The sequence below is a fragment of the Ruegeria sp. C6 genome, assembly GCF_056537625.1.
The window spans coordinates 780,488-792,276 of the sequence record NZ_JBQFRW010000001.1 but is presented as its reverse complement, the minus strand read 5'-3'; the positions used below and the strand labels follow the sequence as shown (position 1 = coordinate 792,276).

Genomic DNA, 11,789 nt, shown 5'->3' with positions numbered 1-11,789 from the left:
GCGGGATGGATGCATCTGACACCGGAACGAAAGGGTTCGCAATGGCCGAAAATCCTCTGATCCACGACACGGATGCAGGTATCGAGCGTTTGCTGGAAATCATGCGCCGCTTACGCGACCCTCAATCCGGCTGCCCGTGGGATATCGAACAGGATTTTTCGACCATCGCGCCCTATACGATCGAAGAAGCCTATGAAGTCGCCGATGCCATCGAACGCGAGGCTTATGACGAATTGAAGGGAGAGCTGGGCGACTTGCTGTTCCAATCCGTCTTCCACGCGCAAATGGCTGAAGAGGCTGGGCATTTTACCTTTCAGGACGTGGTGCGCACCATGTCGGACAAGATGGTTACCCGTCACCCACACGTCTTCGGTGATGAGTCCCGAGACAAGTCGGCGGATCAACAGACAAAGGACTGGGAAACCATCAAAGCCGCCGAACGCGCGGGCAAAGAACAAAAAGGTGCACTAGACGGTGTCGCCGCGAACCTGCCCGCCTTGCTACGCGCACATAAGCTGCAGAAACGTGCCGCGCGCGTAGGGTTCGACTGGCCTGACGCCAGCCATGTGCTCGCCAAGATCACCGAGGAAGCCGCTGAGCTGGAAGAGGCGCGCGACAGCATGGATGCCGACGCGCTCGAGGATGAATTCGGCGATCTGCTGTTCGTGATTGTCAACCTCGGCCGCCACTTAGGCATCGAACCCGAAGCCGCCCTGCGCCGCACAAACGCCAAGTTTACTCGTCGTTTTGAGAAGGTCGAAGCCCGGCTGGCCGAACGCGGAAAAACGCCCACCCAAAGTGATCTGGCCGAAATGGACGCGCTGTGGGACGAGGTGAAAATCGAGGAACACCGCGCCAACGGCAAACTCCCGCCGGTGGATGCCACACGCGAGGCCTGAAACCGCTGGACAAGCCCCGCGACACTTGCGAGTGTCCGCCCTTCACGGCCCCGGAGACCACAATGCCCCGCAAGATCATAATCGACACCGATCCCGGACAGGACGACGCCGTCGCCATTCTTCTGGCGCTTGCCAGCCCCGAAGAGATCGAGGTTCTGGGTATCACCGCCGTCGCTGGAAACGTGCCTTTGGAGCTGACCGCCAAAAACGCCCGCGTCGTGTGCGAGTTGGCGGGGCACACCGATATCCCCGTCTACGCCGGATGCGATCGCCCCCTGAAACGCCCGCTCGTCACCGCCGAGCATGTGCATGGTAAAACAGGGCTCGACGGCCCTGTTTTGCCAGATCCTGAAATGCCTCTGGCCGAAGGTCACGCGGTCGATTTTATCATCGATACCCTACGCGCACATGAGCCCGGCACTGTGACGCTCTGCCCTCTGGGGCCGCTGACCAACATCGCAACAGCGTTCAAAAAAGCTCCCGATATTATTGACCGGGTGCAGGAAATCGTGCTGATGGGTGGTGCGTATTTTGAGGTTGGAAACATCACACCAGCAGCCGAATTCAACATTTATGTCGACCCAGAAGCCGCTGATATTGTGTTTAAATCCGGCGTTCATATCGTCGTAATGCCATTGGATGTCACACATGATGCGCTTGTCACGCCCCATCGCAACGATGCATTCCGGGCATTGGACAGCAAGGTTGGTCATGCAGTGGCAGAGATGACCGATTTCTTCGAACGTTTCGACAAGGAAAAATACGGTTCGGAGGGCGCACCGCTGCACGACCCCTGCGTCACCGCCTATCTGATCCGGCCCGATCTGTTCTCGGGCCGCCACATCAATGTTGAGATCGAAACCCAATCAGAATTGACGTTGGGTATGACAGTGGCCGACTGGTGGCGGGTCACTGATCGCGCACCAAACGCCATGTTCATGGGTGACGTGGATGCCCAAGGTTTCTTCGACCTTCTCACAGAAAGACTTGCCCGCCTATGACCGCCGCACTCCGCCTTGCCCGCCCCGACGATCTGGACCGACTGATGGCGCTGGTCGCAGCGTTTCACTCGGAATCCGGCATCGCGCAGGATGACGACAAACGTCGCAATGCGCTGGCCCCTCTGCTGGATGGAATACCCCATGGGTGCATATATCTGATCGGTCCGGGCCGCGCGCCGCTGGGCTATGTCATCCTCACCTTCGGCTGGTCGGTCGAGTTTGGTGGCATGGATGCCTTTGTGGATGAGATTTACATCCGCCCCGCCGTTCGCGGACGCGGTATCGCCACCGAAGTGCTGCATGATCTCCCCAAGGCGCTGGCCGAGGCCGGTCTGACCGCCCTGCATCTTGAGGTCGATCGGACCAACGAAACCGCGCAGAAACTATATCTGCGGTCAGGTTTTAAACCGCGCGATCGCTACATGCTGATGAGCAAATCGCTTTAGCGCGATTCCCCCCGGAAGATTACCGCCGGATTTGCCATTTCCTGCACCGGATCATCCTGCGAAACCTGCATCCCTGTGATCGGATAGGTTCCAGGCTCTGAACATGCGGCCAGCATCCCCGCGCAAAGCATTGAAATTACGAGAAAGACCTTTGAAGCAGACATATCGTCCCCCTTTCTGCAATGTTTGCAGACTATCGGGAGTCACAGCGCCGCAATAGGAACAAGTTCACACATAACGACATTTATGTTTGTTTAGCTTAACGATCAGCGGCAGTTCTTATTGAACGTCTGCTCCATGGTCTTGAACTGCCGGGGCACGCGTTTGGATTTGGGCAGCGCATTCAATTGTTCAGTTATGTTCTCACCAGTGTACCAGGACTCGAACAATAATTCTTTGATGTCATCGTCCAAAACCGTGTTGGCGACATTATAGGTGCACAGGCATTCCTCCATCGTGACCTGCCCGCTGGGATCGCCTTCCACCATTTTCTGGCACACTGCCTGAGGCGGACGATCAGCCCCTGCAAGCTGAGGCAGGATCAATAGCGCCCCAGCGCCAACGATGCGTTTGATGTTGTCATAAATCGCCCTCTCCCATGTTGGCCTTCGATGCCCAGCTTAGACGGATCGGCAATGACGCAAAGAAAAAAAATGGCCCCGGCGTTCTGCCGGGGCCTGATCTGGTTTTACCAAGTACGCCAAACTCAGCGCTTTAGGATCGACGCGCCGGCGTATTCTGCGACCTCACCCAGCGATTCCTCGATGCGGATCAGCTGGTTGTATTTGGCCAACCGGTCCGACCGCGCCAACGAGCCGGTTTTGATCTGCCCGCAGTTGGTCGCCACAGCCAAATCGGCAATGGTGGCATCTTCGGTCTCGCCCGAGCGATGCGACATCACGTTGGTATACCGTGCACGGTGGGCCATATCGACGGCGCGCAGAGTTTCGGTCAGTGATCCAATCTGGTTCACCTTGACCAGCATCGAGTTGGCACAGCCACGATCGATCCCCTCTGCCAGACGCTCTGGGTTGGTTACGAACAGGTCGTCGCCGACCAGTTGTACTTCGTTGCCGATGGCATCAGTTAGCGCTTTCCAGCCATCCCAATCGTCCTCGGACATGCCGTCTTCGATCGAGATAATTGGGTAATCTTTGACCAAGGTCGCCAGATACTCTGCGTTTTCCTCTGAGGTCAGCGAGATGTTTTCACCCGACAGAACATATTTTCCGTCGCGATAGTATTCGGTCGCGGCGCAGTCCAGCGCCAGATGGATCTCTTCGCCGGGTTTGTAGCCCGCTTTTTCGACCGCCTGCAGGATGAAATCCAGTGCCTCACGGGTCGAAGCGATGTTAGGGGCAAAACCACCTTCGTCCCCCACTCCGGTGGCCAGTCCGGCAGCCGACAGTTCACGCTTGAGCGTATGGAACACCTCCGACCCCATGCGCACGGCTTCGCGGATATTCGCGGCCGAGGTCGGCATGATCATGAATTCCTGAATGTCGATCGGGTTGTCGGCGTGTTCGCCGCCATTGATGATGTTCATCATCGGCACCGGCAGCACGCGCGCCGAGGTACCGCCAACATAGCGGTACAGAGGCTGCGTGGTGAAATCCGCAGCCGCCTTAGCCGTCGCCAGCGAGACACCCAGGATAGCGTTCGCGCCCAGACGGCCCTTGTTCTCGGTCCCGTCGAGTTCAATCATCGCCTGATCGATGGCCACCTGCTCGGTCGCGTCAAAGCCCACCAGTTCTTCGGCGATCTCACCGTTAACGGCAGCAACCGCTTCCAGCACGCCCTTGCCCATGTAACGAGATTTGTCACCATCGCGCTTTTCCACCGCCTCGTAGGCGCCGGTCGACGCCCCTGAAGGCACAGCGGCGCGGCCCATGGTGCCGTCTTCCAGAATCACGTCCACTTCGACCGTCGGGTTGCCCCGGCTGTCCAGTATTTCGCGTGCGTGGATGTCGATGATCGTGCTCATGATACGGGTCCCAATGATGCCAACGGTTGCATGCCTCATACCAGCACGCGGCGAAAAGTAAACCGTTTCCGTTATCGCTAACACTTATATTTTTCGGCCTTTAGGGCTAACAGTTTGCTGTTTGCGCCAACAGGCCGCGGGCGCTTAGGCCACTGCTAATGCCCGCGCCAACTGGCGTTCTCGAATGAAAGTATACAGACCTGATCCGATAATCAGACCGGCACCGGCCAACGTCATGCTGTCGGGGCGTTCGCCAAACATCAGCATCCCAGCCGTGATCGAGAACACCAACCGGGTATACCGAAACGGCGTCAGCGCTGAAGCTTCGCCAATCCGCATCGCGGTTACGATGCCGTAATAGCCCAATACGCCGAACCCGATGGCACCCAGATAAGGCCCGATCTGCGCAGCTTGCAGCGGCACAACGGGCTGTGCTGTGAACACCATAAGGGCCGCACCAGCCAGCGCCACTCCGATATAGGCCTGCAATGCGACGACCGACGAGGCCACACGAACATCCAACCTACGCGTGATCAGATCGCGCGCGGCAATTGCAACGACCGAGACCAAAACAAACAATGATTCCGGCTGGAATCCCTCGAACCCGGGGCGGATGATCATCAAGACGCCGACAAAGCCGATCCCGATGGCGCTCCAACGGCGCCAACCGACCTGCTCACCCAGAAACAGTGCTGCCCCCATCGTGACGAATAGTGGCATCGCCTGAAAAACCGCCGCCACAGTCGACAGATCAACAAGTGACAGCGCGGTCACGAAGCTGAGCGCACCAAAGGCTTCGGTCCCGGCACGGATCAGCGGCAAAGGTTGCCACGCGACCGGGTCGAAGATGCGTTTGCGTGTTGCCATAGACATAAGCGTAAACACAGCCCCGCAGATCAGACCCAATGCGATCATGATCTGCCCGGTCGACACACTGACCGAGAGATGCTTGATGAACATGTCCTCAAGCGCGAAGGCTGCCATCGAGCCGATGATCAGCAAAATGCCGTTTACGTTGTTCATGCGCGTTTCCATTGGAACAGGCCGCTGACAGGCGGACCTTTCCGGCAGCAAAACCGCAACCTTTGCGACGTCGCAAGCAGTATTACGACATGTTCGATGAAATCGCGTTCACCGACCGATCGATTTTCGTGATGTGTCAGTCTTTTTCCAACGGTACGCCGTACAATTCAAGGCGATGGCCTTTCAGCCTGTAGCCAAGCTTGGCTGCAATCTTTTCTTGCAGAGCTTCTATCTCAGGGTCGACAAACTCGATCACCTCGCCTGACTGCATGTCGATCAGGTGGTCGTGGTGATCGCGCTCCGCATCTTCGTACCGCGCGCGCCCGTCACCGAACTCCAGCCGCTCAAGTATCCCGGCCTCTTCGAACAACTTCACGGTACGATAGACTGTCGCGATCGAAATTCCCGCATCTTCGGCTGAAGCACGGGCATAAAGCTCTTCTACATCCGGGTGATCTTCGCTTTGCTGCAAGACCTGTGCAATGGTCCGCCGCTGGCCGGTCATGCGCAGGCCCTTGGCTTCGCAACGGGCGATAATCGTGTCGGACATGGTGACCCCCGGGACTGTTCGGTGTTCTGTCTTAATATGTCTACGCGCCCTGCGCCACAGACGATTTTGCGGTCAGGCGATGCGTCGCAGATCGGCCCAGACCGGCAAATGATCCGAGGCGATATGCGCGGGCCGCGCATCATGCACCCCGTGCAGTGCAGCCTCAAGCCCCTGCCCCACCGCGATTCTGTCCAGTGCCCCCAACGGCTGCGCGGCAGGAAAACTAGGAACCGGTGGCAGAAACCGCATGTCCGGGGCCAAATGATCAAGAACCGGCTGGCGTGACCATTCGTTGAAATCCCCGGCCCAGACGGTGGGCATGTGTTCCAGATCAGAATCACATCGACGGATATGACTGATCTGTTGGCGTCGCGACGCCGGCAAAAGCCCAAGATGCATCCCCATCACCCGCAAAGGCCCGATCTGCGTATCAAACTCGACCCGCACGGCGCCGCGGGGCTCCAGACCCGGCAAATCATGATGACCTGCCTGACGCACCTGAATGGCGTCCCCACGCCAGATCACCGCGTTGCCATGCCAACCAAGACTACCGGCACCGCCCAAGTCCACGATCTGCCATCCGGCCTCATCCAGCATGAAATGTGGCAAAGCGGCAGGACGGGGCGGCAATCGTTTGTCCGCCTCCTGCAAAACAACGATATCGGCCTGCATGCTTTCGATGACCTGCAATATCCGCTGCGGCTGCCGCCGGAAATCGAGGCCCACGCATTTCTGAATGTTGTAACTGGCAAGGCGCAGGGTCGAGCGGTAGGTCATCGGCACACTTAAACTGATTTAACCCAAGATCGCCAACTGGTCGGCCAAGTGCAAGCCGAACCCAGCGCTGAATGGCAACGCGCCGCCTGCTCCGCTAACATTTGTGCAAAACGGCCTTGAGCCCGCGCAGCCTCTCGGCCACCTTCACGATCATGTTCATAAGGTTTGTCCACCCGATCAAGATAGAAGATATGGACGCGCGTCAGGGGTTCTTCTGCGCTGCCTACGACCTGCGCGACACCACCGCTCTGGATAAATACACAATCGATCGAATTGAGGCGCTACTGGCTTGGTTCCGGGAAAACCTTGAAATCCCCTATCGTTTCAACAGGACAAAATCTAAAAGCGCCTTTCAGCGCAACACCAAAGGCCTCAGCTGGTTCAAACCCGAAGCCAATGAGGTTTTGGGCAAGTCGTATGAGATGGTCGCACTGCTCAAAGAAAACGGATATCAGATCGATACTCTGCGATCAGACCGGATCGGCTACATTGTCTATGAAGATGCGTGTCAGGTGATCGCCGAGCCCTTTGCAGACACGCCCCGATAGCCTCGAAACCTGAAACTTCAAAAGTTTCAGGCTCGGTTTCTTCATAAGAAACCGTCACTTTGTTACGTACCGCAGAATGTCGCGTGTACGACCTCGTTCTTCGCCGGAGGGCGCATCAGGTCAGCTGAATCTGGTTGATCCTCATACGGCCGTGACAGCACTTCATTCAGCCGATTGAACGGTGCGTAATCGCCTTGCACCGCAGCCTGAATCATCTGCTCCACCCGATGATTGCGTGGAATGAAGGCCGGATTGGCCGCATCCATCACGTCCAAAGGCGCATCCTCACGCGCCAAGCGTTCCTGCCACCCCTTTGCCCATTCGTCAAAAGCCGCCGGGTCGGCAAACTGGTCTCGCGCGCGGTCGCTGCCCAGCGCGCGGAACGTGTTTGTGAAGTCCGCCTGATTCTGCGCCATCCGCGTCAAAAGATCCGAGATCATTTCAAGATCCCCCTCCTCTGCCCGAACCAATCCGATCTTGGCCCTGAAACGTTCCAGCCAATGTGCCTGCATCAACGCAGGCATGGCATGGACAATTTCGGTGGCCTCTTCGACAGCTGCATTCTTGTCCTCAAACTGCTGAATTAGGGCCGTTGCCAGCTGCGCCAGATTCCAAACCGCAATCTCAGGCTGGTTCGAGTAGGCATACCGCCCCATCCGGTCGATCGAGCTATAGACTGTATTCGGGTGATAGCTGTCCATGAACGCACATGGGCCATAGTCGATCGTCTCACCGGCGATCGAGCTGTTGTCAGTATTCATGACCCCGTGAATGAAACCCACGCTCATCCATCGAGCGATCAACCCGGCCTGCGCATCCCGAACCGCGCGCAACAAACCCATGGCCCCGTCCGCCTCAGGATAGTGGCGCTGAACGGCATATTCAGTCAGCCGTTGCAGGCTCTCTATCTGCCCTCGCGCTGCAAACACCTGAAACGTGCCCACCCGCAAATGGCTCTGCGCCACACGTGTCAGTACCGCCCCGGGCATCGGACCCTCGCGCAGCACGATCTCTCCGGTTTCAACCGCTGCCAAGGCGCGCGTGGTGGGAATGCCCAGCGCATGCATCGCCTCGGAAACCACATATTCGCGCAAAACCGGCCCCAGCCAGGCACGTCCATCTCCCTGGCGCGAGAAAGGTGTCTGCCCTGAGCCCTTCAATTGAATATCCCGCCGAATCCCGTCGGATCCGACCGTCTCACCTAACAAAACCGCGCGCCCATCTCCTAGCTGAGGGTTATAGGTGCCGAACTGATGCCCGGAATATAACTGCGCCAGCGGCTCGGCCCCCTCGGGCACGGTATTGCCTGCAAAAGCCTGCGCCATCTCTTCAACGTCGCCCGGCGCAATCCGCAACAGTCGCGCCAGATCTCCGTTGAAGGCAACAAGCTTCGGTGCACGCACAGGCACAGGCCCCTGCCGCGCAAAGAAAGTGTCCGGCAGGAGAACATAGCTGTTGTCAAACGGGATCATCAAAGTCATGCGGCAAACATATGCTCTGCATACACAATTGCCATAGCAGATCGTGCGCGTGCGTGCATAATCCCACAAACAGACCCGAGGCTTCCATGACCGCGCAAGACATCATCCAACACCTGAACCTGCAGCAGCACCCCGAAGGCGGCTGGTTCAAAGAGACCTGGCGTGCCGACAATCCCGGCCGTGCCACCGGCACTTGCATCTACTTCCTACTGGCAGAGGGTGAGCGCAGCCACTGGCACAAGGTAGATGCGACCGAGATCTGGCTCTACCATTCCGGCGCTCCGCTGATCCTCTCGCTCAGCGCCTCCGATACAGGCCCTGCCAAAGACCACATCCTGACACCTGATCTGACCCAAGGCGCACCGCAGCTTATTGTACCCAAGGGCCATTGGCAGGCGGCGCGCAGCAGTGGAAACTACACGTTGGTCAGTTGCACTGTTTCACCGGGATTTGAATTTGACGGGTTTGAACTCGCGCCACCCGGCTTTGATATTCCAGGAGTGTAATTCCATGGACCACCGCGCCCTGATCGCCGCGATCCCGCCCGAGACCAAGGACAGGCTGCAACAGCGGTCAGACACGGCAGGTCTCAGACATCTAGCGATCTATTTCGGCGCTTTGACAGCAACCAGCACCGGTATCATCCTACAGGTTCCCCTCTGGCCACTACTGCTCCTGCCGCAAGGCCTATTGCTGGTTTTCCTCTTTACGCTCAGCCACGAATGCACCCACAAGACGCCGTTCAAAACCCCTTGGATCAACGAAGCGGTTGGGCACCTTGTCTCAATTCCCATCTGCCTGCCGTTCACATGGTTTCGCTACTTTCATCTTGCCCATCACAAATGGACAAACCACCCAACCAAAGACCCGGAACTTGGCGGCAAACCTCGCCCCGAAAACTGGCGCAGCCTTGCGATATATCTCAGCGGCTGGCCATATTGGACGGGTATGGCCCGTGTGTTGACCGACAACGCGCGCGGCAGGATTGACGCCGCTTACCTGCCAACCCGCCAGCACAACGCCATACGAACCGAAGCCCGAATATTGTCCACACTATATGCCCTGGGCGCACTCAGCCTGTTCTTCAGCCCCTTGTTGTTCTGGCTCTGGCTTCTGCCCGCCCTTATCGGCCAGCCTTTCCTGCGCCTATACCTGCTCGCCGAACACGGCCTCTGCCCGCCGGTGGCAAATATGCTCGAAAACTCCCGTACCACCTTTACCAATCGAATGATCCGATTTCTGGCCTGGAACATGCCCTACCACGCGGAACACCACGCCTTTCCAAACGTGCCTTTCCACCACCTTCCAGCCTTCCACCGCTGGACCCAGGCACACCTGCAATCCACCTCGGACGGCTACACCGAATTCACCCTGGATTACGCCCGCGCCCTAAATCGCTAGATCCGTCCCTTCATCTGGCCAAAAATACCTCGGGGGAGTCGTGCAGCGACGGGGACAGAGCCCCCTACCCGCTCACCACGACACCCCTCGCCGGAGACGACACGACACCGCCCCCGACCAGCGCACTTACCCCGGTGGTACCCGGGCATGAGGTCGGCAATCCCCGCGCCACACGCACGGCGAGATAGGCAAAGGCCTGCGCCTCCAGCATATCGCCATCCAGCCCAACCGCCTCAACCGGCTCGACCGGGCAATCCAGCGACACGCGCAGCATTTCCATCAGCACTGGGTTGTGACGTCCGCCACCGGTAACCAGCATGCGCACAGGCGGCTTGGGACAATGCTCCATCCCCTGCAGCACACCCGCAGCGCTCATCCCGGTCAACGTGGCCACCGCATCCGCATCGCTCAGCTCGGTCACAAGACCGATCATTTCCGAGAAATCATTCCGGTCCAGCGATTTGGGCGGCATTCGGTTGAAATAGGGCTCGGCCAGAAACAGCTCCAGTGCGCCGGTCTCGACCGTACCCTCTCGGGCCAGCGCGCCGTCCCGATCCATCGGCAACCCCAACCGCGCCTGCATCAGATCGTCAACCGGCGCGTTGGCGGGTCCGGTGTCGAAAGCCAGCAACGCCCCTGGCGCTTCTGGCCCGTCAAAAGACGGGTCAACGTAGGTCAGGTTCCCAACACCGCCCAGATTGAGGAAGCACAGCGGCTCTTCCGCCCCGATCCATTTGGCGCAGGCGAAATGAAAGAACGGGGCCAGAGGCGCACCCTCTCCGCCCAGCGCCACATCATCGCTGCGAAAATCCCAGACCACTGGCAGCCCCAAAGCCTGCGACAGGCCCAGCCCGTCACCCACCTGCAACGTGCCACGCCCACGCGGCTCATGCGCCAATGTCTGACCGTGGAAGCCGATCAGGTCGACCTCTTCGAACTCTGAAAGAACCTCGGCATGTGCCCGGGTCACCAACTCAGCCGAGATATCAACCTTTGGTCCATGCCAAAGCCCCAGCGCCGCGCGCAGTGTGGCACGCTCTTCTTCGGAATAAGCGCGATACCCGCTGGGACCAAAGCCGAATATCTGCTGCCCATCAGTTTCAACGACCGCAGCGTCCACACCGTCCAGCGATGTGCCCGACATGGCCCCCAACGCTCTGATCGCCCCCGATTTGCTGATGACCCTGCCCACGCCGACCTCGTATTGCGTCTCTCCACCCGTTTCGCCGGGTTCTGAGCACAACCTGCACGGTAATGCAAAGCCAAGGCAAGACACATCATGCGCGAGCTTCATTTTTCTTGGAAAAGGTGCCTTTTCCTCGCCCCTGCCCCCGCCTATACAGTGCCCCGCTACAGTGTACCGAAAGGCATGAGACCGCGAATGAAGGCAACAGGGCGTTCTCAAACGCAGCGCAGTTCCGAGTGCTCATGAAAGAGCTGTACAAAGTCCATTACCACATGTTCGCAGATCGCTACAGCAGGTGCCAAGCTCTCCCAAGAATGCCCGTCGCCGGTTTCAGTGTTCCACTTGATCTGAAGCACCTACGATCATTCCATATAGCTCAGCTTCGTCAGATTTTCATTGAAACAAAGCGACTGAATAATGGCAGGTACTTTGGGATGTTCAGTGCAATAAAAGCGCAGGCTCAAAACCCCGGATATTCGCAAATGTTGCACCA

The 11,789-nt window shown here is 58.2% G+C and carries 14 protein-coding genes; 6 read left to right on the top strand and 8 right to left on the bottom strand.

From position 1 onward, the window contains the following. The first annotated feature begins 41 nt into the window (after nt 1-41). The 3 genes from mazG (at nt 42) to ACR0MJ_RS03905 (ending at nt 2,346) form a co-directional block, all read left to right on the top strand. Nucleotides 42-899, top strand: a complete 858-nt coding sequence (gene mazG, locus ACR0MJ_RS03915) for a nucleoside triphosphate pyrophosphohydrolase (RefSeq protein WP_480759328.1) — start codon at nt 42-44, stop codon at nt 897-899. A gap of 62 nt (nt 900-961) precedes the next feature. Then, complete coding sequence (locus ACR0MJ_RS03910) at nt 962-1,900, top strand: nucleoside hydrolase (protein WP_170406263.1); 939 nt, start codon at nt 962-964, stop codon at nt 1,898-1,900. Continuing rightward, nucleotides 1,897-2,346 carry a GNAT family N-acetyltransferase gene (locus ACR0MJ_RS03905; protein ID WP_170734901.1) on the top strand — a complete coding sequence of 150 codons (450 nt, stop codon included), beginning with the start codon at nt 1,897-1,899 and terminating at the stop codon, nt 2,344-2,346. The genes ACR0MJ_RS03910 and ACR0MJ_RS03905 overlap by 4 nt, the downstream gene beginning before the upstream one ends. Here ACR0MJ_RS03905 and ACR0MJ_RS03900 read toward each other — a convergent pair. The 6 genes from ACR0MJ_RS03900 to ACR0MJ_RS03875 all read right to left on the bottom strand — a co-directional run bounded on the left by ACR0MJ_RS03900 (nt 2,343) and on the right by ACR0MJ_RS03875 (nt 6,680). Then, nucleotides 2,343-2,510: a hypothetical protein gene (locus ACR0MJ_RS03900; RefSeq protein ID WP_170396730.1), complete on the bottom strand. Its 168-nt coding sequence runs from the start codon at nt 2,508-2,510 to the stop codon at nt 2,343-2,345. The genes ACR0MJ_RS03905 and ACR0MJ_RS03900 overlap by 4 nt on opposite strands. A 102-nt stretch (nt 2,511-2,612) precedes the next feature. Beyond that, nucleotides 2,613-2,891: a hypothetical protein gene (locus ACR0MJ_RS03895; RefSeq protein ID WP_170406271.1), complete on the bottom strand. Its 279-nt coding sequence runs from the start codon at nt 2,889-2,891 to the stop codon at nt 2,613-2,615. A gap of 161 nt (nt 2,892-3,052) precedes the next feature. Continuing rightward, nucleotides 3,053-4,330, bottom strand: coding sequence for a phosphopyruvate hydratase (gene eno, locus ACR0MJ_RS03890; protein WP_170406273.1), 1,278 nt, complete (start codon nt 4,328-4,330; stop codon nt 3,053-3,055). A 144-nt stretch (nt 4,331-4,474) separates the two neighbouring features. Then, a complete protein-coding gene (locus ACR0MJ_RS03885) occupies nt 4,475-5,353 on the bottom strand; it encodes a DMT family transporter (protein WP_170422062.1) in 879 nt (292 codons plus the stop codon). A 136-nt stretch (nt 5,354-5,489) separates the two neighbouring features. Further along, entirely contained in the window at nt 5,490-5,903 is a 414-nt protein-coding gene (locus ACR0MJ_RS03880) for a Fur family transcriptional regulator (RefSeq protein ID WP_170396723.1), read from the bottom strand. A gap of 72 nt (nt 5,904-5,975) precedes the next feature. Next, nucleotides 5,976-6,680 (bottom strand): endonuclease/exonuclease/phosphatase family protein, encoded by a 705-nt coding sequence (locus ACR0MJ_RS03875; protein ID WP_170396721.1) that lies wholly within the window; start codon nt 6,678-6,680, stop codon nt 5,976-5,978. Between the two features lie 116 nt (nt 6,681-6,796). Between ACR0MJ_RS03875 and ACR0MJ_RS03870 the strand changes: the two genes are divergently transcribed. Next, nucleotides 6,797-7,228, top strand: coding sequence for a hypothetical protein (locus ACR0MJ_RS03870; protein WP_480759325.1), 432 nt, complete (start codon nt 6,797-6,799; stop codon nt 7,226-7,228). A 62-nt stretch (nt 7,229-7,290) separates the two neighbouring features. Here ACR0MJ_RS03870 and ACR0MJ_RS03865 read toward each other — a convergent pair whose 3' ends face one another. Beyond that, nucleotides 7,291-8,709: a protein adenylyltransferase SelO gene (locus ACR0MJ_RS03865; protein WP_480759323.1), complete on the bottom strand. Its 1,419-nt coding sequence runs from the start codon at nt 8,707-8,709 to the stop codon at nt 7,291-7,293. An 86-nt stretch (nt 8,710-8,795) separates the two neighbouring features. Between ACR0MJ_RS03865 and ACR0MJ_RS03860 the strand changes: the two genes are divergently transcribed. Together ACR0MJ_RS03860 and ACR0MJ_RS03855 are read left to right on the top strand one after the other, a co-directional pair. Beyond that, complete coding sequence (locus tag ACR0MJ_RS03860) at nt 8,796-9,215, top strand: cupin domain-containing protein (protein WP_170396715.1); 420 nt, start codon at nt 8,796-8,798, stop codon at nt 9,213-9,215. Between the two features lie 4 nt (nt 9,216-9,219). After that, nucleotides 9,220-10,110 (top strand): fatty acid desaturase, encoded by an 891-nt coding sequence (locus tag ACR0MJ_RS03855; protein WP_170396713.1) that lies wholly within the window; start codon nt 9,220-9,222, stop codon nt 10,108-10,110. 64 nt (nt 10,111-10,174) lie between these two features. On the opposite strand, the gene ACR0MJ_RS03850 is transcribed toward ACR0MJ_RS03855, so the two are convergent. Continuing rightward, nucleotides 10,175-11,254 (bottom strand): anhydro-N-acetylmuramic acid kinase, encoded by a 1,080-nt coding sequence (locus ACR0MJ_RS03850; protein ID WP_370644450.1) that lies wholly within the window; start codon nt 11,252-11,254, stop codon nt 10,175-10,177. Nucleotides 11,255-11,789: the final 535 nt, after the last annotated feature.